The 20,992-nt window shown below is 62.6% G+C and carries 14 protein-coding genes and 1 riboswitch; of the genes, 10 read left to right on the top strand and 4 right to left on the bottom strand.

Features of this window, described 5'->3' with window-relative positions:
• From IF204_RS17180 to IF204_RS17150, 7 genes are all read left to right on the top strand, one after another.
• A partial coding sequence (locus tag IF204_RS17180; RefSeq protein ID WP_407658945.1) for a transketolase-like TK C-terminal-containing protein occupies positions 1 to 298 on the top strand: 298 nt, incomplete at its 5' end.
• 11 nt (positions 299 to 309) lie between these two features.
• Positions 310 to 963 (top strand): fructose-6-phosphate aldolase, encoded by a 654-nt coding sequence (fsa, locus tag IF204_RS17175; protein WP_167639205.1) that lies wholly within the window; start codon positions 310 to 312, stop codon positions 961 to 963.
• A gap of 352 nt (positions 964 to 1,315) precedes the next feature.
• Positions 1,316 to 3,364: a phage tail tape measure protein gene (locus IF204_RS17170; protein ID WP_194098400.1), complete on the top strand. Its 2,049-nt coding sequence runs from the start codon at positions 1,316 to 1,318 to the stop codon at positions 3,362 to 3,364.
• Complete coding sequence (locus IF204_RS17165) at positions 3,361 to 6,714, top strand: DUF6603 domain-containing protein (RefSeq protein ID WP_194098399.1); 3,354 nt, start codon at positions 3,361 to 3,363, stop codon at positions 6,712 to 6,714. The genes IF204_RS17170 and IF204_RS17165 overlap by 4 nt, the downstream gene beginning before the upstream one ends.
• A complete protein-coding gene (locus IF204_RS17160; RefSeq protein ID WP_194098398.1) occupies positions 6,711 to 9,332 on the top strand; it encodes a hypothetical protein in 2,622 nt (873 codons plus the stop codon). Before IF204_RS17165 ends, IF204_RS17160 begins: the two co-directional genes overlap by 4 nt.
• Before the next feature lie 27 nt (positions 9,333 to 9,359).
• Positions 9,360 to 13,553 (top strand): hypothetical protein, encoded by a 4,194-nt coding sequence (locus tag IF204_RS17155; protein ID WP_194098397.1) that lies wholly within the window; start codon positions 9,360 to 9,362, stop codon positions 13,551 to 13,553.
• A complete protein-coding gene (locus IF204_RS17150) occupies positions 13,540 to 15,036 on the top strand; it encodes a hypothetical protein (protein ID WP_194098396.1) in 1,497 nt (498 codons plus the stop codon). The genes IF204_RS17155 and IF204_RS17150 overlap by 14 nt, the downstream gene beginning before the upstream one ends.
• Here IF204_RS17150 and IF204_RS17145 read toward each other — a convergent pair.
• Positions 15,033 to 15,779: a glutaredoxin gene (locus IF204_RS17145; RefSeq protein WP_228069565.1), complete on the bottom strand. Its 747-nt coding sequence runs from the start codon at positions 15,777 to 15,779 to the stop codon at positions 15,033 to 15,035. The two genes, IF204_RS17150 and IF204_RS17145, sit on opposite strands and share 4 nt — an antisense overlap.
• Positions 15,780 to 16,012: 233 nt before the next feature.
• Here IF204_RS17145 and IF204_RS17140 point away from each other — a divergent pair, with 233 nt between their 5' ends.
• The gene (locus IF204_RS17140; RefSeq protein WP_194098395.1) at positions 16,013 to 16,852 is read left to right on the top strand and encodes a calcium-binding protein; all 840 of its coding nucleotides are present in this window, start codon (positions 16,013 to 16,015) and stop codon (positions 16,850 to 16,852) included.
• A 45-nt stretch (positions 16,853 to 16,897) separates the two neighbouring features.
• Here the strand turns inward: IF204_RS17140 and IF204_RS17135 are convergent, their stop codons facing one another.
• Entirely contained in the window at positions 16,898 to 17,335 is a 438-nt protein-coding gene (locus IF204_RS17135) for a 6,7-dimethyl-8-ribityllumazine synthase (protein WP_167639197.1), read from the bottom strand.
• 69 nt (positions 17,336 to 17,404) lie between these two features.
• Positions 17,405 to 17,534: riboswitch (FMN riboswitch) on the bottom strand.
• Positions 17,535 to 17,593: 59 nt separating this feature from the next.
• Between IF204_RS17135 and IF204_RS17130 the strand changes: the two genes are divergently transcribed.
• Positions 17,594 to 18,718, top strand: a complete 1,125-nt coding sequence (locus tag IF204_RS17130) for an AMP-binding protein (protein WP_194098394.1) — start codon at positions 17,594 to 17,596, stop codon at positions 18,716 to 18,718.
• Complete coding sequence (locus IF204_RS17125) at positions 18,715 to 19,767, top strand: thiolase family protein (protein WP_194098393.1); 1,053 nt, start codon at positions 18,715 to 18,717, stop codon at positions 19,765 to 19,767. The genes IF204_RS17130 and IF204_RS17125 overlap by 4 nt, the downstream gene beginning before the upstream one ends.
• Here IF204_RS17125 and IF204_RS17120 read toward each other — a convergent pair.
• The gene (locus tag IF204_RS17120; RefSeq protein WP_194098392.1) at positions 19,760 to 20,422 is read right to left on the bottom strand and encodes a nitroreductase; all 663 of its coding nucleotides are present in this window, start codon (positions 20,420 to 20,422) and stop codon (positions 19,760 to 19,762) included. The two genes, IF204_RS17125 and IF204_RS17120, sit on opposite strands and share 8 nt — an antisense overlap.
• Entirely contained in the window at positions 20,419 to 20,988 is a 570-nt protein-coding gene (locus IF204_RS17115; RefSeq protein WP_194098391.1) for a biotin transporter BioY, read from the bottom strand. The genes IF204_RS17120 and IF204_RS17115 overlap by 4 nt, the downstream gene beginning before the upstream one ends.
• Between the last annotated feature and the right edge of the window lie 4 nt (positions 20,989 to 20,992).

Here is a 20,992-nt window from a genome sequence, read left to right as displayed (position 1 = left end):
CGAGGCTGCCGAAGCGCTCGCCGCCGAAGGTTTCGGTGTTGCCGTGGTTTCCATGCCGAGCTGGGAGCTTTTCGAAGACCAGTCGGAAGCCTATAAAGCCGACGTTCTGGGCAACGCGCCGCGCATTGCAATCGAAGCTGCGGGCAAATTTGGCTGGACACGCTACGTCGCATCCGAGAATGACGTCATCGGAATGCCCGGCTTCGGGGCTTCGGCTCCGGCTGAACGCCTTTACGAAGAGTTCGGCATCACGAAAGACGCCATTATCGCCCGCGCCAAGGCGCTCACGGGGAAATAAGGAGAGAAGACATGAAATTTTTTGTCGATACCGCAGTTGTCGAAGACATCAAGGAACTGAACGATTACGGCCTGCTGGATGGTGTGACCACCAACCCGTCGCTGATCGCAAAGTCGGGCCGTGACTTCAAAGAAGTCATCGCTGAAATCTGCTCGTTCGTTGACGGTCCGGTTTCGGCCGAAGTCGCTGCGATGGATTACGACGGCATGGTCGCCGAAGGCGAGCACCTCGCCAAGATCGCCGACAACGTCGTCATCAAGCTGCCGCTGACCCTCGACGGTCTGAAGGCGTGCCGCCACTTCACCAACAACGGCATCAAGACCAACGTCACCCTCTGCTTCTCGGCTAACCAGGCTCTGCTGGCTGCCAAAGCAGGCGCGACCTACATCTCGCCGTTCATCGGTCGTCTGGACGACATCAACATCGACGGTATGGAACTGATCCGCGAAATCCGCGAGATCTACGACAACTACGGCTTCGAGACCGAGATCCTCGCAGCGTCGATCCGTACCCCGAACCACGTCAAAGAGTCGGCTCTGGCTGGCGCCGACGTTGCCACCATCCCGCCGAGCGTCATCAAGGGCCTCGCCAAGCACGTCCTGACCGACAAAGGTCTGGAGCAGTTCTCGAAGGACTGGGCAGCAACCGGCCAGACCATCCTCTAAGAGGATCGGTCCACGATATCCCTCGCGCGTGCACTCTTTCTCTCTCCGTACGCGCGGGGCTAAGACGGCGGCTCTTGGGCCGCCGTTTGCATTTCTGGAACGTTGATTCGTCTGATGAAGATAAACGTTCTCACAAAACGCCCTCCCCCGCATTTTGGGGGAATACCCCACTACCCTAGGTGACACGGCAACGCTCCGCCCACCAAGGAACCAGCGTTTTTTCGTTTGCAGATCGCCCGTTACGCGAAATCACCGCGACCGGCGCGCTCGCCTGCTGGAATAATTTTCTTGACCGAACTCGCCCCCATTTGGACGCTGAACCTGTTTCAGGTCCGATTTTTACGAGTTTGTTATGGTGAACCCTGCTGGCAAATTGATGCCCTGGCTCGCGCCGCTTCGCAGCTACATGTACGAGGTCGATGCAGTCGCGAAAAAGCGAGCCGACCCTGCGTGGCACGCAAAGCTCCAAGGCAAACTCAAAGAGGTCGGGCGCAAGACCGACGATGCCCAGAAAGCTATCGAACTTTGGCGCCTCATCAATTCGACGATGGAGCACCTCAAACAAAGTGAGGTGCAGGATTCCAAGACACTTGGCGCACAAATCCAAGGCAATCTGCACGAAAGCTTCGAGGTCATTCGAACCCATTACGAGCTCGATGAAAAATTCATGTGCTGCTTCAGTGGCGCTCTTACTGAATTCTACCGCGGCAATACATCCGGACTGAAAGACAAAGTCTGGGAAGCTGGTGGTTGGCTACCTGTTTCGTTTCAGCGGTTGCTGCTGTCGACCGACAACCTGCTGGATGTCTTTGACGCCGCGCCTGCCGTTGAGCGGATGCTATTCCTCACCGAACTGTTCGCGGGCCTCTCTGCCATTCGCGCCCATGCGCCGGAACTGCATAGCAAGGAGGACGTACGCAACCTCTCAGCCGGCTCTTTGCTCGATGATCTCTCCAGCACGAGCGGGACGGGCCTGTTCACCGTCGAGCGCCTGACCAAAGTTGCCGAGGATCTACCGATCGAAATTTCCGGCAACGCCTACAGCGCCATAGCGGACAGCACCCAGCGCGCCGACATTCTTTGCAACGTATCCGCTTCTGCCGCGCCGCCGACCAACGCGCAGATCGGTGACTTCGTGATGAAGGTCTATCTGTCCTACACGCAGGTTGCGGGTCAGATGATTATCGTCAAATCGAGTGTCCCCGAGCAGCATCTCAACAAACTGCTGAAGGTCTATAACGCAGGTGCGGACTTCGTGCAGATGTTCGACGATGTCCGCGCGCTGACCAATGCGTTCAATGCGACGATGGCGGACGACGCCCATCCAATGACCAAGGCACTCAAGGCGCTGACACGGAATGCCAACTATATCTTCGACAACCTTCCCCATGTGATCGGCCTGTTTGCAGAGCTCAAGTCACTGGCGACATCGACCAACAAGGCGGACACGCTCAAGTCGCTATTCTCGCTGTCAGGAAAGGTCGCAGAGGTCGCAACATGGTCTCTCGAAACCACCCAAGCCGCATATAAATCGGCAGGTGTTATCGAAGAATTCGCCGGAGCCACAGCGCTCAAGGTCGCGAAGACCGGCGTCCTCGTGCTGGGGACGGTGGTCGCCATCTTTGAAATCTACGGCGCGGCTACAGGCTACGCCCAAGCCGATATGATGAACGACACCTCGGTCGCTATGGGGCACCTTCTGTCGGGAGCGAGCGCCGCCGGCCTCGCGGTTTTGCCGCTGCTTCAATTGATGGGGCCTGCGCTCGGCATCGGCACAGCAGCCGGCCCGATCGGTCTGATCGCCATCGCGTTGATCGCGATTGGACTGGTTGGCGCCTATCTGGTCGGCTTCACCGCCAATCACCCGTTTGCTGGCCTTGTGAACATCAGTTTCTTCGGCAAACAACCGTCGACCTCCGCCACGGTGACCGACGCGCACTATCAGTTCGGCCCCTCGACGAGCGCAGCTGAATATTCCAACAGCGATCTCGGCAATCAGATGGTCGCGCTCAAAACCTCGATTTCGCCAATCGCGTTCAATCTGACGACGAACCAAGTTTCCGTCATGATCCAACACACGATGCCTGACCGAGCGCATGGTGGCGGGACCAACGGCAAACCCGCGATGGATTACTATCCGAATTGGACGATCACGATTTCGGTCATCAATGACACTGGCGCGACGGCTTCGTTGCCGAATTTCGCAGATAATAGCGATCATTTCAGAACCACTGGCGGCGACGCATATCTCCCGCCCAGCCAATCGCTTGCGACGCTTCAGGCGGGCTCCGATGTCGGATTTCCCAACGACTACCGATACTGCGAGTTCAAGTTCAAATCGCCGCCTGACCACCTCGGGCGCCGCCTCGTCGCAAACCGCAAAGTGGTGGCCTACCGATGACCCAAGCTGTACCCGCCATTCTCATCCGTGAAATCGAGCGCCTGCTGGAGCCGCTTTCGTTCTTGTCGCTGCCGTCGCAGAATCGCATCGTCTATGACTTCACCATCGACAGCACGACGACCGTTTCCCTGAACGAACGCGCCGAAGAGCTTCGCAAATTCGTCACTGATTGCGGCATCGAACTGCCCGAGCTTCCGACCGAAGCCGTTGCAGAAACCTTCGCAACCGCCGTGGCAGGTCTGCGCACGACGATTGCGACAGCCAAGAGCCAGTTCGACGATCCGAACTTCGACATGGCAGATGTGGAGCAGTTGATTGACGCCATCGAAGCGGTGAGAAGGTTCGTCGCCGCTGTCCAAGATCTGCGGGGCGAACTGCCGCACGCAATCGGCTCCCTCCCCTCTCCAGAAAAAGTCGCGAAGCTGGTGACCGAGCACCTCATCGCGGTTTATCTGTCGCGCTACTATCCCGCCGTCTGGCAGGTGCTGTGCTTCATTGGTGTCGGGAACGACGCGGCGCTGAATGCCGGAACCGCTGGCCAGTTCGATTTTGCGCGGATTGCAGATGTGATCGGTGATCCGCTGGAGGCGGTGCAGGAGACCTTCGGCTTCGGCGAACCCGACTTCGACGCCGCCCAGCTGGTTGCTGCCGTTGCCTTCCTGCTCGGCGCGATGGGGCTGCGGGCGCAGATTATGGAGGCGGCGAACGCCAATCTGCCGGCCAATGTCGAGGCGAACCCCGAAGACCTGCTGCTCATCTGGACGATTTTCCAGTCTGTCGATCCCGCTGCGGCGGCCAAGCTGACGCTTCAGGGCGACCTCCAAACACCATCGCTCAAGGCGCTGCTGAGCATCAACGGCGAGGGGCAGACCTCGGTCGATCTGGGCAACAACACCGACCTTGTATTCTCGGCCGCGACCGATGCCGTCGAGATGATGCAGATGACGATCACTCCGAACGGCGTCACCACCGGCGCGGCGGCTCCGCCCGTCGATCTCGGGGTAGAGCTGCAAGGCGACGGCTTTGACGAGACCTACCAGTTCGGGCCTCTATCGATGCACGCCGCGAATTACCGCACGGGGGTGAAGCTCAAACTCGATCCGGGTAATTTCGACCTGCGGACCGAGGCGAAGCTGGACACGCTCGATTTCACCCTCTCGGCGGGTGACGTGGACGGGTTCATTGCCAGCCTTCTGCCGCCCGAAGGCATTACGACCGGCTTCAAACCGATGGCCGGCTGGTCGACGAAGGACGGGTTCTATCTGTCGATGGGCGCGACGGGCTTTACCGCGCGCTACCCCACGGACCTCGGCTTCGGGGACGCGCTGCGGTTCGAGGTGATCACGATCTCGGTCCTCCCCGCCGACCCCGCGCCCGATGGCGGCTTTGGCTTGCGTATCCGCGCCACGCTCGACGCCTCCATGAGCATCGGCCCTGTTTCCGGCGCGATCACGGGGATCGGGGTTGAAACCGGTTTCGACCTCGTGATGTCCGAGGGCCCCAGTTTTGCCGGCGTGACATTCGTACCGCCCACAGGCATGGGCGTTTCGGTCGATGCGGGCCCCGTATCGGGGGGCGGTTTCATCGAATGCCTGCCCGACATCGGCCGCTATCAGGGTGTTCTTAGTTTGCAGGTCGAAGCGATCGGCATCACCGCGTTCGGCATCCTCGACACGCAAATGCCGGATGGCGAGGACGGCTGGTCGCTGATCCTGTTCATGTCGGGGCAATTCCCGCCCATTCCGCTCGGCTTCGGGTTCAATCTGCTCGGCGTCGGCGGCCTCGTGGGCATCAACCGCGATGTGGACACCGACGCGCTGTTCGACGTGGTCCGAGCGGGGCGTGCGGGTGATCTGCTGTCGCCCGAACACCCCGCCGAAGACGGGCCGCAACTGCTCCAAGACGCCTCCGCGATCTTCCCCGTCACCCGCGACCAGTATGTGCTTGGCCCGACGGTCAAGCTCAGCTGGGGCGCGCCGACCATTATCACCGCCGATATCGCGCTGGCCGTCACCCTGCCAGAGCCGCTGCGGATCATCCTCATCGGCAGCATCGGGATGAACCTGCCCAAGCCCGAAGAGCCGATCGCCAGCATCAATATCGACGTGGCGGGCGTGCTCGACCTGACCGCGCAGCGGTTCGATATGGAGGGCTCTATCCACGACTCCGTCATCGCGGGCATGTCCCTCTCGGGCGGTTTCGCGATCCGGTCGTGCTGGGGGGCCAAGGCGGAGTTCGCGGCCTCCATCGGCGGGTTCCACCCCGATTTCGAACCGCCCGAAGGTTTCCCGAGCGTCGACCGCCTGACGCTCGTCGTCGCCAACTCCAGCAATTTCAAACTGATCGCGACGGGCTATTTCGCGCTGACCAGCAACAGCCTCCAGTTCGGCGCGGGGCTGGATCTGAACGCGAAACTCAAGGGCTTCACCGTTCTGGCGGACCTCGGCTTCGACGTGCTGATCATCTTCAGCCCGCTCTACCTTCAGGCCGATGTCCACGCGAGCGCCACGATCAAGCGGGGCCGCGATACGCTCTGCTCGGTCTGGCTCAACGGCCAACTGAGTGGTCCTGGACCGTGGCGGGCCAAGGGCAATGCGGGGATCAAGGTGCTGTTCTGGGATGTCGAGGTGCATTTCGACAAGTCCTTCGGCGATGCCCAGAAAAGCACCCTGCCGCCCGAAAACGTCTGGGCGGACCATCTGCTCGAACGGTTACGGATGCCGCAATCGTGGGGCGCGGGCAAAACCGAGACGACCCACCTTGTGCTCAGGAACTGCACCGACCGCGTGATGCCCGACGCGCCCGTGTCGCTGTCGCAGGACTGCGTGCCGTTCGGTCTGAAGCTCGACCACTACGGCGGCGCCGCAGTCACGGGCGACGATAAATTCGAGGTGCTGCGGATCAAGGACGAGGACAACGCTGTCCATAATACAGCGACAAAGAATATCGCCCGCTTTGCGCCTGGAAACTTCAAGACATTGACGGACAACGAAAAACTGTCCTCTCCATCGTTCGAGGAAATGGAGTCCGGCGCGGTATTTACCACCACCGTCGATTTCCCGATGGCGGACTCGGTGGTTGTCGATGACAGCGAAGACCTCATCATCATCGACGCGCCCGAGGCGTCCGACGACGCCTTCGCCCCCGCCCGCCGCATCCGCCCCGTCGGCACCTCGAAGCTGGCAGGCAACATCGGCCCCGCGCCCAAGGTCAAACCAAAGCGCAAGATCACCATCAGCGACGAAGCCTACGTGATGACCGACAGCACGCTAACGATTTCGACAACCCAGCCCGCGCCGCGAGCCGTCCTCGGCAAAGGTGCGGTCCGCACGACGGAGGTCAGCGCATGAGCGGCCGTTTCTACGCCTACGCCCGCCGCGGCATTCGCACTCTCGGCGGCGACCGCGATGCGGTGTCCTTTAAGCTCGATGTGAAAAAGGGCGGCTCCACCGAAACAGTGGACATCGACCTGTCGCTGGCCGGTCCGGGCAACGTCTCTGCCCTCCAACCCACTGCGATTGGCAAGGTCTACCCCGTCGCGGGCAGCGTCGATATGCGCGCGGGCGCCCTGCCGTACGTTGAATTTAGCGATCCGATGCTGCCATGGGTGCTGACCCCGCACGGCTGGAACAACGATATGGGCATCGACCCGTGGATGGCGCTGCTGTGTTTTCCGTCCGATCTGTGCAGCGTCAGTATCGGTGACACCCGCGTGACCGTCAGCGCGGCAGGGCTGGCGACGGCTTCTGTGTCCGGCGGTCCGCTGCTGCCCGAACCCAACCACGTTCAGATGGGCGCGCACATCCACGATCCCGACGGCAAGTCGCTCGACACCGAACCGGGTCCGCGCGCCATCGCCCGCCTCGTCAGTCTGCAACAACTGAAACCGCGCACCAAATACACCGCCTGCGTCGTGCCACTGTTCGAAGACGGGCGCCTTGCCGGACTGGGGCAGGAACCGACGGGCCAGACGCTTTACGCATGGCAGCGCGGCGATGATGCGCTCACCATGCCCGTCTATCATCATTGGACCTTCACCACTGGCGCGGGCCGCGGCGCGGAGGACATGCTGCGCGATCTGACCGCGTTCGATCTGAATGACGATCCGGCAGAGTTCCCGATGTCCGCCAAGTTCCTGTCACCGATCGAAGAACTCGACCAGCAGATGGTCGTCGACCGCACGCTGTTCATCCCCACCCACGATCCGTTCGCACAGCGTAACGCCGACGAAATGCCCGTGGACATCTTTAACGAAGCGCTTGAAGGCGCCCTCTCGCCGCTCTTTTCATCAGAGATGCCGATCCCATCCTATGGCCGTGCCTACGCGGACGAAGAGGACGCACATTCGTCGGCTTCGGCAGAGTGGTTCCAGAGCGTCAATCGCGATTTCGGTCTGCGCAGGCTCGCAGGGGCGGGCACCAATATCGTGCGCAAACGACAGGAAGAATTGGTCGCCTTTATCGGTGAGGACGCAGGCGCCATCAAAGACGCGAACGCCATCATTTCCCGCGCCCACGCGGCGCGCCAGCTTAACGCGAAGACGACCCGCACGCTTGGCAGTGCGTCGACCGCCTCCCTCGTCGGCTTTGCCGGTCCCGCCGCCGCTCGGACCCGTATCTTGGACCACGACGGCAGAAAGACCTCGCTGAAAAAGCGGGTCGAAGGCACCGTTCTGGACGTGGCGCTGTCCTCCGCCGTGGCGCGGCAGGCGGGCAAGCGCGGCCTGACGCCTGAGGATATGCAGACCGGCGCGCAGAACGTTGCCGATGCCTTTGCCGATGCCGACCGCGTCGCGGGGGCCGCGATGCCTGACGATCTCGTCGACACGCTGATCAACCAGACAAATGTCGGCTCTTCTTCGATCGACGTGGAGCAAACAGTCGCCGCATTGCTCGGTCAGCTCCTCGACCGCAATCCGAATGACCGGCCCAAGATCAATCCCGCCGACGAGGAAATGAAGGCGTGGGCGCAGGACACCTACGACCGTTCCTTCCTGCCCAAAGACGCCCCCAAGCTTAAAGACATCGACGACCGCGTGGGCCGCATTCCGGATGGCATCAAACGCGCGCTCGACCCTGCCCATAGCGTTCCGCCCCGTATCGCGCAGCGGATCGGCGGCGCGGATGAACTGGACGGTGACAGCCTGCCCGTCCGCCTGATCCACGATCCGGTCTGGCCCCATCCACTGTTCGAGATGCTGCTCGAGGACTCGCCCGAACTGGTCGCCCCCAACCTGCGCGACATGCCCGAGGACTCGCTCACCGGCGTGTTCTACGATCCCCGCGCGATGGAGGCCGTGATGGTCGGCGCGAACCACGAGCTGCTGCGCGAGCTGCGCTGGCGCGGGATGCCCGTGCCGAACAACGCCTCCCCCATCCGCCGCGCTTTTCCCGCGCCGACGGACGGCAGCCCCCTGAACCCCGATATCGAGCCCATCGGCGATTGGGGCGACACCGATCTGGGCGAGCATGGCGAAGCGCCGCAAGTGGGCTTTGTCACCATCCTCCGCACCCCGCTGCTGGAGAAGTTTCCCGATATTCAGGTGATGCTCTGCAAGGCGGTCATGGAAAACGGCCAGCGCACCATCGACCTGCAAAACAGCGCTCCGGTCCTGCCGATCATGTACGGCAAGCTCTCGCGCGGTCTGTCCTACGTCGGCTTCCCCGATCTGGGCGGCGTCTCGTTGGACGGCAATCCGGGCTATTTCCTCACCTTCGTGCAGCCGAAAAAGGGCCTGACCTTCGGGCTCAATGCCCCCACCGGAGACGCCCCGCAAACGCCTGCGGACCTTTCCAGCTGGAACGCACTTTCATGGTCGGACCTCAGCGGCGACGACATCGCGCCGAACGCGTTTGACCGCAGCCAAGGGCCGGCGGGCCTCGCGTGGGGCAAGGACGGCGCGCGGATGGCGGGCATCCTGCTCGAGCGGCCCGTCGTCGTGGCGATCCACCTCAGCGATATTTTGTAACCTGTTTTTCCAAGCGACTTTCGCACCATGATCCTATTCAAAATCGAAGACATTTTCTCAATCACAGGCCGCGGGACCGCCGTTACTGGCGCTCTGGTGCGCGGCAGGATCAACAAGGGTGACAAGGTCAGCGTCCCGCTCACAGACGGCACCCGTGCACTGATCGTGGTCGAGGGTCTGATGATTGGCCGCCGTCAGGTTTCGGTCATCGGGCCGCAGGACAAGGCAGCGCTACTGTTTCGGAACCTGCGCGAAAAAATCGACCCCTCGGGCCATATCCGTGGTGCCGACTTTCAGGACCGCGAAGATCCCGCCCCCCAGCAAGGTTGGAACCTGTCCGACCAGCCGCAGGTGAGCGGCGATTACAAATTCAAAGTGCCGCTCAAATCCGCTCTGATGCTGCTGCCGCTCAGGATCGAGACGTTCTGCGACGGCACCACCCTCAAAATCCGCGCCTTCCCCGACGCGATGCACGCCGATGCGACCGCAGGGTTTTCAGATAACGAAGTCGCGGACGGTAACCGTTGGGAACGCGGAGAGATGACGACCGCCGACCTCGACGCCGCCGCTGGCACCGCCCGCAGCTACGCCATCCGTCAGGCCGTGAAAAAGGGCCGCCTTGTAGCGGGCGAAAGCGGCGACCGGCCCCTCGCCCGCTCCCTGCCCCCGCGCCTGATCTATTGCGTGTCCTTCGACACCCACCCCGGCGAGCGGTTCGAGCAGGAAGGCAAAGACATCCCCAAAGACCTCCCCACCGGTCCGGGGGACGGCGATACCGCGCTCCTCAGCCTTAAGGGCGATCCGCTCTACTGGATTGCCGATTTCGACACGGCGGTCGAGGTGGGCATGGCTCACAGCTTCAGCGTGCCGCCAGATGCCAAAACTGCCAAGGTCGCGGTGATTGGCGCGGGCGATATGCCTGTTGAACGCACGCTCGACATCCTCGCCAAAGGGCCGGGCCTGACATCGCTGTTTTCGGGCCAGACGACCAAGGGCGAGGACGCGGGCACCGGCGGGCCGCTGGCGTCCCTCCCTGATGGCAAGCAAGAGGCGCTGCACGAACTGCTCCGCATCAAAGACATCCCCGATACGCTCACGACGAAGGATAGCAAAGCGCTGACCAATGCGGTGCTCTGCGTTCTGTGGGAGGCCGCGATCCGCCCGACCTTCGTGTTCGACAAGATCTTCGGGCAGGAAGGCGGGTTGGGTTCGGATGCCGCTCTGCTCGACCAGTTGCGTCGCCAGTTGTCCCGCGCCCTGCCCGATTTCGCGGATATCCCCGTCCTCGCCGTCGGGCGCACCCCCGTCGGCATCATGGGCGTCTCGACCAAGCCAAGCCGCGATCACCCGTGGCTCGGCAAAATCACCAACGGTATCCGCGAGGCCGTCCCACTCGCCCGCCTTGCCGAGACTTTGCGTTCTCCCGCCGCTCCCGCAGACGACCTTGCCCAAACGCTGGCCCGTATGCCCTTCGGCCAGCTCTGGCGCGACCGCGCGCGGTGGGAAGTGCTGACGGTCGCCAAGCTGATCGCAGCAGGATCGAACACCTACAGCAACGCACAGCGCCAAATGGTCAGTCAAATGGCCTCTAATGCAAAATCAGCAGATAAATTGCTGACCGACATAGGCTTTCGCGGCAACCGCGAACTCCCCTTCAGCAAGCTCACTGGCAGCCCCTTCCCCACCCGCAACTGCGGCCCGCTGATTTCAGAGGGCGGCGAGACCAGCGCCGACACTTGGGCCGATCCCGTGATCGACGAGATGCTGCACGGACGGTACGTCGATGACCTGCTCGATAACCAAGCCGCACGCCGTGACGACGAAGGTCCCGAGCCGCTGTTCCGCATTCTGTGCGAAGACGCGATGCGCAATATCCTCGCCGATATGCAGGCGATCATCGACGAGCCCAACGCGATCAGTGCCGCCAACAATCGCGCCCAAATCCTCCACAATCCCCGCCGGATCGGAGAGACCACGGCCCACCGCCTGATGGAGACGCTCCTGCAAAACGCGGGCGGCAACGCAATCGGCGTGCGGGATAATGCCCCGCAAACGACCCGCTCCGACGATCTGAAACGCCTCATCAAACATCTCGAATACCTGCTCAAACAGCCGCAGGATCTGCTGCATCATACCGTTGCCAATATTATCGACTGGTTCTCTCTCCGCCCCGATATCTGGATCGAGGGCGAGGCGCGCATCCGCCTCGAACAGGACGCGGAAAGCACCTCCGTCGGCGCGTGGGGCTATGTCGAGGACGTCCCGCTCACCACGCACCCCGACCCCGATGCGACCTATCTGATCGCGCCGTCCCAACGCCTCGCGCGGCTGGCAGGGTTTCTGGCGCGGGCCGAGGAAGGCTTCGTGCTCGAAGGGATGGACGGCATTTTCGACGCCGCGCTCACCGCGCCCCGCGTGAAAATGGCTCGCCGCCTGATGACCGAACTCACCCGTGCCGGCCGCTATGACGCTGGCCTTACCCGCGTGATCTGCGAAGAGCTGCAATCGCGCGGCGCGGGCGGAGTGATCGAAACGCTCGCCGCGACCTTCCCCGACATCGAAGAAGAGGGCCAGTCGCCCCTGCGGTTCGACGCGCTCGCGCTGATCGACAACGACCTGCCCGCCGATCTGCGCACCGTGGGCGATCACCGCGACAAGCTGGACGCCGTGCTGGCAGAGGTCCGCGACGGGATCGATATTCTCGGCGCCGTGATGCTGGCCGAAGGCGGGCTGGCGCTGACCGAGGGCCGCCCCGACCGCGCATCGGGCATTCTCGCCGCGCGGGGCGCAGGGGCGGTTCCACCCGCCGATCCCGAAGTGCTGGAGCCCCGCGTCTCCGGCGCTGCCATCGCGTTCGGCGTGGGCGTGACGGGGCGCGAAGACGACCCGTTGAATGACATTGCAAAGCGTCTGATCGGCGACTTGGGCGGCGAGATCAGGCTCACCGAAAAAGAGCCGCTCACCCCGCTACGCAGCTACGACATCGCCAATATACCCAGCGTTCTGGCGCTCGTCCGCCTCTCCGCTCCCGACCGCGATACCGCCGCCGCGCTGGCGGAACTGGCCTGCCTGTCAACGGGCCGCGATCCGGCGAATTACATCGGGACGCTCGACGACAAAGCGCAACTAACAATCTGGGCCGCCGCCCGCGTGAACCGCCTGCTGTCCGAAGCGCGGCCCTTCAAGCCGGATGACTTCGCCGACCCGCAGAACACCACGCTGTCGGTCGTTGAATCGCCCTCCTACCTGACCAAACACATCGACGCACGGATCGCGGCGCTGGAAAACCTGATGGACCGCCTCAAGCCGTTCACTCACCAGCTGACACTGCCCGACGTCGACCTCGACCCACGGCCTCAGCCCGGACCGAGGCCGTTTCCGACGCCCGAGCCCCCATCAGACACCGACTGGCAGGCGCTGGCCGTCGAACTGATTTGCCTCGGCATCATTAAAACTACCAGAGGCATCCCCCGCGAGGTGCTGGCCGAACGCGCCTTGCGCAAGATCGAAGCCCGCATTCAGGACGCCCGCAGCCTGACAGGAGAGGCCGCTGCCAAAGCGCTCGACCCCGACATGCCCGTCGTCCGCGCCTTCACCCTGCCCCCCGGCAACGATGCGTGGGCGCGGCTATTCGAGGACCACGACGCGCTGGAAGAATGGCTGGAGGAATCGCAAGTTGTCCGCAGTCGCCTCGCCCCGCTCTCCGACCTCGTGCTGGGCGGGAGCGATGACAGTTGGGCCGTCCAATGGCCTGGCGGGATCGTTGACGGCCAGAACGACTGGATCGGCGGCAAGCGGGTGAACGACGGCGTGTATCACGCGACAAACGGCATTGTTTTCAACGGCCCACGGCCCGCAAACAGCCTGATCTGCGGTCTGATGATCGACCAGTGGCAAGAGGTCGTCCCCGACGACACTGCCACCATCGGCGCGGTGATCGACACCCCCACCCCTACGGCCCGCGCGCCGCAGGTCGCATTGCTCGCGCCGCCTGATCCTGATGCCGAATGGACGCTGGACACCGTGTTCGAGGTGGTTAGCACCGCCGTGAACCTCGCCAAGCTGCGGTCGCTGACCCTCACCGATCTGCCGTCGGACGGAGCGCAGAGCTACAACAACCTCGGCAATCTGCTGCCGTTCCTGAGCCTTCGCGCTGCCGACACAGGCATTCACCGCACCCACTGCAATCCCGGACCGGAGCCTCGCCATGTCAAGCCGTAACCGGATCGAACCCGATACCCGCAACGCCCGCGCCATTCCCGACGGCGCTCTCGTCCGCCTTGCCGATCCCGCGTGGATGCTGTCGCGGCAATGGTGGGTGGGCGAGTTCAAAGGCTTCAACGGTGGCGCGCCTGTTTCGGTGCAACTCCAAGCCCGCCGCGATAGCCTCACCGGCGGGACCAGCGGGATGGACGCGTTCATCCCCTCCTCCGTTTTGGCCACGACGTCCGATGACTGGCGCGGGTCGCTGGCTTTGGGGATCAAGCTCTATAACCGAATGACCGCCCTCATCGGCCGCTACAAGGCCAGTGGCGCGAACGGCAATGTGGTCGAAGCCTTGGAGGCGATGCAGCGCAAACTGCACGAGAATTTCGCGCTGACACCAGCGGTCATGCCCCCCTCGCTGCGCCGCGTGGATGAGAAGAAACTTATCGACGGATACGCCATCGCCGCGTCGATCAGGGCGAACGATGGCCGCTTCGAAGGCATCGTCATGCCCGAGGTTTTTGAGTGGTTCGCCGCACTCCCCGACGTGAGGGCCGCATCGACGTTTCATGCCGAAACAGGGTCTACGTCTGCCGAGATCGACGGCGGGATCGACATTGTACGGGTGAAGGGTGCCAGCGGCCCTGCGCTGCATTGGGACGACATCCAGCCGTCAGAAACACCCGAGGAAATGGCCGATTTCACCGCCCATGCCGTGCCCACGCGGCTGGTCTATGCGGGAGACGCGCCGAACAGGTGGTGGGGGCTCGAGGACGCGGGCCGCGACTGGAGTGCTGCGCCTGCGGGACCGAGCGACCTTGGCCAACTCGTCATCGCCTCGGCCTTTACCAAAGCGCACCGCGTGGCGTGGATCGCGCCGTTCGACGTGCCTTCGAACAGCGTCCTCTACCCTCAGAAAATTACCGTGACCGACGGCTTCGGCAACACAATCGAGGTGCAAGAGGCCAAAAGCAGCGTCGCCCGCGCGTGGACCGACGGCACCGAAAACCGCGCCATGCCCGTGCTGGCAAGCGCGCCGCTGCTGCTCGGTGATCCGACGGATGTCGTGGCGTTCGGGACTGACGAGATGGACAACCTCCTCTGGGCCGAGGTGCGCACGGAGAAAGACGACAACGGGCGCGGGCATCTCGTGCAAGCCGTCCGTAAGGACCGCACCGTCACGCAGCCCGAATACGCCGTGCGCATCCCGCCCCCCGACAACTGGCACCCATATATTCAGATGGACGAACAGATGGAGCGGCGGACGTTCGACGATGACCTGCCGCAACCCGTGCTGTCGATCGTGCCGACGCGGCTCGACCTCCAGCCCATGCAGATCAGCCGCGATGGCTGGGGCCTGCAACAGCGCTGGGTGCTGGGGCGCGCGCCGGACGGCTCACGTCATGTCTGGCGGGTGAATACCGATGCGCAGGTGAAACTGTCAGGCAGTTCCGGCCTTGCGCATGACGTTCTGCTCAAACCCGAGGAGGCGAATTAGAACAGGCTGGCAATGGTGATGATGCCCATCAACAGCATCATCACGTTTTCCGTCAGCGACACAAAGCCGAGCGGCACGTTGCTCCCGCCGCCCACGCAAGCGCATTTCAGTTCGCGCTTGTCGATGTAGACCGCCTTGAACACCGACGCGGCCCCTACCCCGCCGACGAACAGCGCAATCGGACCCGACAGCCACGGCAGGATCGCCGCGAGCATGAGCAGACCCGCGAGCGTTTCGGCAAACGGGTAGATGTAGGCGTAGGGCACCCACTTGCGAGCAAGCAGATCGTAGCCGAGGAACATCGTGCTGAACTGCTCCACATCCTGCAATTTTTGGATACCCAGCAGAACCATCGAAATCGCGATAAACCGCGTGAAAATATCCAGCGTCAGCACCGTCCCGTTGGCAATCAGCGTCACCGCCAGCGACATCAGGAACGCGACCGAGAAAATGGCGATGACAGGCTGGTAGGACGTCTCGTCCGGATCATCGAGCGGAATGTCGAAGTAATCGCGCAGGTCGTCGTATCCCCCGACACGCTCCCCGTTGATCCACGTCTGTGGCGAGGTTTTGACGTTGTGCTCCTCAAGGAAAGCATCCGTTTCCTCGCGCGTTTCCAGCCAGTGATCCTCGACGTCAAAACCCTTCATTTCCAGGAGAGCCTTGGATTTCAGACCGTAGGGGCAGACATGTTCAGGCATGACCATACGGTAGAGGACGGCGGTTTCGCGGGTTTCGGACATGAGGGGATTCTCCAGCTTTGTCGCCAAACCAACGACCAGTCTGCCAGATTGTTCCGCAATTCCGCCATGAGAATTTGCCTCACATAATCTGGAATTTTCGCTCTATTTCGGTGGTATCGCTGTTCTCGCCCGTTTTCCCCTTGGGCGGGAAATCTGATCGCCATATGGTTGCTTAAGGTACGATCCTTCGGGTTGCCGTGTGTTGGCAGCCGCGTAACCAGTGAGTTTTTATCATGATCGAAATTTCCCTCCAATTCAGCGGGAAGAATCCAATCCTGTTGGCTGAAGTCGACGAGTATGACATCGACAACAACGCCGAAAGCGACGCCTACGTCTGGGCCTATAACTACGCGTTTTACAACGACGGCTCCACCGACGGCATCCTGAGCATCAACCTCGATGACGGCGACACGGTGTCCTACAGCGTCGTTTACACCAAGACCGGCGATATCCAGATTACCCCCCTGAACGGCAGCGAATACGGGGATGGCGACGGCGGTGCCTACCCCAACCTCGCCATGGATAATTCAGGGGTAGAGATGCTCTACACCGGCAACGACCGCATCGTCAGCATGGATGCCGACGACCGCCTCTACGGCTTTGCGGGCAACGACATCCTGCGCGGCAATGGCGGTGACGACAGGCTGCGCGGTCACACGGGCACGGACCGCATTTTCGGCGGCAAAGACAACGACGACATCTGGGGCGGCGGCGGGAACGACGTGCTGCGCGGGAACGCGGGCCGCGATAAACTGCGCGGCAATGCGGGTGACGACACCATCATTGGCGGCGGCGGACGTGACAAGATCAACGGCGGCGCGGGCGACGACATGCTGACGGGCGGCGGCGGAAACGATCGCTTTGTTTTCAAGGGTGAGTTCGGCAACGACGTCATCACCGATTTCGAGGTCGGCGCGGACCGCCTGATCATCGAAGGCGGCAATATGTATCACACCCACACGGGCTACGCGGATACCGATGCGGGTCTGCTGCTCATCTACGAAGGCGGCACGATCTTGCTAGAAGATCTGCAACTCAGCGATTTCGTCCAGCAAGGCGACATCGACTACTGAGCAAACCGCCCTCCCCTACTGCGGGGAGGGCGACATTCCGAGAAATCAGATCTCGATATCGGCGACCATACGGACCGCGTTCGCAGCCTCGGCGCCTTTTTTCACAAAGTGTTCGGTGTAGAACTTCACGTGCTCGTCGTTGCCGTGGAAGTGGTGCGGCGTCAGCGAAACCGAGTACACCGGAACGCCGGTGTCCATCTGCGCGCGCATCAGATTCTCAACGACGGTCGACGCAACGAAATCGTGGCGGTAGATGCCGCCGTCAACGACGAGCGCCGCACAAACGATCGCATCGAACTTGCCGCTTTCGCCCAGTTTCTTGGCCAGCAGCGGCATTTCGAAAGCGCCCGGAACGTCGAAGGTTTTGACGTCGCAGTCGCGGCCTGCATCGGCCATGCTCTGGTTAAAACCGACGAGCGTCTGATCGACGATATCGGCGTGCCAGCGTGCCTTGATGAAGGCGATGTTCAGAGTTTTGGTCATAGGGTCCACCTTTAATTACCAATGGTCCCCAAGGCGATATTGAACAGGGGCCGGAGTCTCCTCCGTCCTGTCCATTCTCTTTCATCCGGACTCTAACCGTCGGCGCCGGAATTACACCGGACTCTGCTGACCCCTCACAGGAGGGCGCTCGCGGGCTTTAACCGCCGGTGGGGAATTTCACCCCGCCCCGAGAATGTGTTTCAGCTAGCAAACGCGGTTCTGCTTCGCAAGGCAGATCACATTCGCTATGAGCGCACCATGACCCTGCATCCCGACGCCCGCCTTTCGATAAACGGCATTCCGGTGCCCTTCCCCGTCGCGTCAGAGCCGGGATCGCGCCTGCGCGTCATCAAAACGCCCGCCGAAGTCATGCAAGCGATGGCCGACGGAGCGCCTTTCTGCGTGGCCGAGTCGAAAATTGACGAGGCGGAGGCCCCGCAACGGCTTCACACGCTTACAAGCGGCTCCTCAGGCGCTCCCAAGCGCATTCGGCGCACATATGATAGCTGGATTGCGTCCGCGAAGGTCAATGCAGAGCTTTTCGGGCTCACTCCCACGGACAAAACCGTGATCCTCGGCGGGCTCGAGCACTCCCTTGCGCTTTACGCGCTATTCGAGGCGCTGGTCCTCGGGATGGAGGTCGACGTGTTGACAGGCGTCAGGCCTGATCGTCAGGCGGACGCCATCGCGAAAATGGAGGCAACGCACCTCTACGCCACGCCGACCCAGCTGCGGCTGATCTCCACGCGCCCCCTGCCCTCTTTGCAGCACGTGGTCGTTGGCGGCGGAAAGCTGGATGAACGCACGCAGGTCGCGTTCTGGAAACGCACCCCCACCGCCCGCCTCGTCCCTTTCTACGGCGCGGCGGAAACGTCCTTCATGACCATCGGCAATGACGAAACCGCCGTTCACAGCGTCGGCCGTCCCTACCCCAAAGCCGAGATCGCACTGCGCAATGTGGTGGACGGGATCGGAGAGGTTTGGGTCAAAAGTCCTTACCTGTTCCTCGATTACGCCGAAGGTGCATCAAGCACCACTATCCGCGATGGCGACTGGATGACGGTGGGCGAACTGGGCACCATCATCGACAGCAGCATCCACATCGTCGGGCGCGTCGACCGGATGTTTCAGGTCGCGGACCAGAACGTCTATCCCGAGCTGATCGAAGAAATGCTCCTGTCAACCAAAGGCGTCGAAAGCGTTGCGGTGCTGCCCCTTCCCGATCCGGTGCGCGGGAATATCTCCGTCGCGCTCTACTCTGGTACGGCCTCGCCCGATGACCTCGACATCCGCCGCGCGTTCAGGTTGGAGGCGTTCCCCACCCTGCCCTCCGGCAAACCGGATTACGTCCGGCTGCGCACGCTGCTACAGTCGCTCGTATGACCGCATTCATCACAGCTGCCCGCCGCACGATCGTCGCGCCCAAGGGCGGCGCTCTTTCGGCCTTCTCGCTCCATGACCTCGCCGCACCTGTGATCCGCGCGGTGCTGGAGGACGCGGGTCTGAGCGCCCATGACGTCGACGAAGTGATCGTCTCCAACGCCATCGGCGGCGGCGGCAACCCTGCCCGCCTCTGCGCGCTCGCCGCTGGTCTGCCGGAACGGATCGCTGGCCTCTCCATCGACCGTCAGTGCGCCGGCGGTCTGGACGCCATCGGCCTCGCCGCCGCACTGGTGAACTCTGGCCAAGCCCGCGTTGTTATCGCCGGCGGTGTCGAGAGCCATTCCCGCCGTCCGCTGCGTTTCGCACAAAACGGAGACGGCTCACCGATCCCCTATGACCGCCCGCCGTTCACCCCGTGGGCCGACCGTGATCCCGACCTGACCGTGGCAGCCGACAGCCTCGGCATCAGCCGCGAACGTCAGGACGTCTGGGCCATCGACAGCCACGCCAAGGCCATGGCGGCACGCGAACACCTCCGCGCTGAAATCGTCCCGCTCGGCCCCGACCTCGACGATCCGTTCACCCGCAAACTCGCCCCGCGCGTCGTTGCCCGTGCGCCTGTCATCGCGGGATCGGTTACCACTGCGACCACCGCCGTCGCCGCCGACGCTGCGGCCTTTGTCATTGTCACCGACCACGCCACCGCCCGCGCCCTGCGCATCGACGACTACAAATCAGTCGGCGGTGATCCGATGCAGCCTGGCCTTGCACCCATTGCCGCGATCAACGCGCTCGGCCACGCGGACCGCTACGAGATCATGGAAGCCTACGCCGCCCAAGCCATCGCGTGCGTCGAAGGTGCGCTGCTCCCGCCCGAGGCTGTGAACCTGAATGGCGGCGCACTGGCCCGAGGTCATCCCATCGGCGCGTCCGGCACGATCCTCGCCGTGCGGCTGTTCCACGATTTGCAGGATCAGGAAACGGGCATCGCCGCGATTGCTGCGGCTGGCGGGATCGGCTCGGCGATAAAGTTGACAGCTGTCAACTAAACCCGCGGAACTCCGCAAACACATCCAGCGCGTCACGCTCGGTCCGGAACTGGTTCACCGGCGCGTCCATATCGGGATGCCCCAGAGCGATCCCGCAAACCACGACTTCGTGCTCCGGCAGCGCCAGCGCCTCGCTCACCACATCACCGTAGTTTGCCAGTGCTCCGATCCCGCAAGCACCGAGCCCCGCATCGTGCGCCGCCAGCAGAAACGTCTGGAGCGCCATGCCCAGATCCATCCAGCAGCCCTTGCCGAAGTCGCGGCGCATGGTGACGACGATCCCGACGGGCGCATCGAAGAAGCGGTAGTTCTTGTCGAACTGCGCCTTGCGTCCGTCCAGATCGCGCTTGTCGATGCCGAGCGCCTGATACAGCGCATAGCCTGCCGCACGCTGCCGCGCTTTGAGATCGGCGGGCATCGGCTGCGGGAAATAGCTGTATTCGGAAACCATCGGGCGGCCCGCTGAAATCGCGTCGGCCAGTGCGCTTTGTAGCGCCGCGAACGGCGCGCCCGTCAGAGCGATGAGCCGTCCGGGTTGCAGGTTGGCTCCGCTGGGAGCCATCCGTGCCTTGGTCAGCAGATCAGCGACCTGCGCTTGCTCAACGGGTCGATCCAGAAAGGCCCGAACCGACCGACGTTCAGCAAAGATACTCATGCACGCGTCAGAACGTATTGCGGACGCGCGCGGTAGATCGCGTGAGTGACCAGCGCGGTCGCGATGACTTTGATCAGGTCGCCCGGAATGTAAACCGACATGACGAAGGTCGCGTCAGCGATGCTGCGCTCGTTACCCATGGAGAAATTCATGATCGCCCAGAACCCGAAGATCCCGCAGATATAGAGCGCGACGACACCGCCAGCGAACGCGCCGATACCGGCGGACAGACGCACATCCATGTCGCTGAGTTTCTCCATCACGAGGCCGGTGAAGAATGCCGCAATCGGGAAGCCGATCACGAAGCCAGCGGTCGGCGAAGCAAAGACGCCCAGACCGCCGCGACCGCCAGCCAGTAGTGGCAGACCAAGCGCGACAAGGCCGACAAACAGAAGGACCGAGAGGAAGCCGCGCTTCGCGCCAAGAACCGCACCAGCGAGCATGACGCCAAGGCTCTGCGCCGTGACCGGAACGCCCCAAGGCATGTTGATCGCAGGGATCAGCCCCAATGCCGCGATAAGTGCCGCAAACAGTGCAATGAACGCGATATTCTTTTCTCTGGTCATTTTT

The sequence above is a fragment of the Marivivens aquimaris genome (genome assembly GCF_015220045.1).
GTDB classification, from domain to species: domain Bacteria; phylum Pseudomonadota; class Alphaproteobacteria; order Rhodobacterales; family Rhodobacteraceae; genus Marivivens; species Marivivens aquimaris.
This window is presented reverse-complemented; position numbering and strand designations above follow the sequence as displayed.

Bases quoted from the DNA above. Each gene is read 5' to 3' on its own strand.
- fsa (WP_167639205.1), top strand. From the start codon at position 310: ATGAAATTTTTTGTCGATACCGCAGTTGTCGAAGACATCAAGGAACTG.
- IF204_RS17170 (WP_194098400.1), top strand. From the start codon at position 1,316: ATGGTGAACCCTGCTGGCAAATTGATGCCCTGGCTCGCGCCGCTTCGC.
- IF204_RS17165 (WP_194098399.1), top strand. From the start codon at position 3,361: ATGACCCAAGCTGTACCCGCCATTCTCATCCGTGAAATCGAGCGCCTG.
- IF204_RS17160 (WP_194098398.1), top strand. From the start codon at position 6,711: ATGAGCGGCCGTTTCTACGCCTACGCCCGCCGCGGCATTCGCACTCTC.
- IF204_RS17155 (WP_194098397.1), top strand. From the start codon at position 9,360: ATGATCCTATTCAAAATCGAAGACATTTTCTCAATCACAGGCCGCGGG.
- IF204_RS17150 (WP_194098396.1), top strand. From the start codon at position 13,540: ATGTCAAGCCGTAACCGGATCGAACCCGATACCCGCAACGCCCGCGCC.
- IF204_RS17145 (WP_228069565.1), bottom strand. From the start codon at position 15,779: ATGTCCGAAACCCGCGAAACCGCCGTCCTCTACCGTATGGTCATGCCT.
- IF204_RS17140 (WP_194098395.1), top strand. From the start codon at position 16,013: ATGATCGAAATTTCCCTCCAATTCAGCGGGAAGAATCCAATCCTGTTG.
- IF204_RS17135 (WP_167639197.1), bottom strand. From the start codon at position 17,335: ATGACCAAAACTCTGAACATCGCCTTCATCAAGGCACGCTGGCACGCC.
- IF204_RS17130 (WP_194098394.1), top strand. From the start codon at position 17,594: ATGACCCTGCATCCCGACGCCCGCCTTTCGATAAACGGCATTCCGGTG.
- IF204_RS17125 (WP_194098393.1), top strand. From the start codon at position 18,715: ATGACCGCATTCATCACAGCTGCCCGCCGCACGATCGTCGCGCCCAAG.
- IF204_RS17120 (WP_194098392.1), bottom strand. From the start codon at position 20,422: ATGAGTATCTTTGCTGAACGTCGGTCGGTTCGGGCCTTTCTGGATCGA.
- IF204_RS17115 (WP_194098391.1), bottom strand. From the start codon at position 20,988: ATGACCAGAGAAAAGAATATCGCGTTCATTGCACTGTTTGCGGCACTT.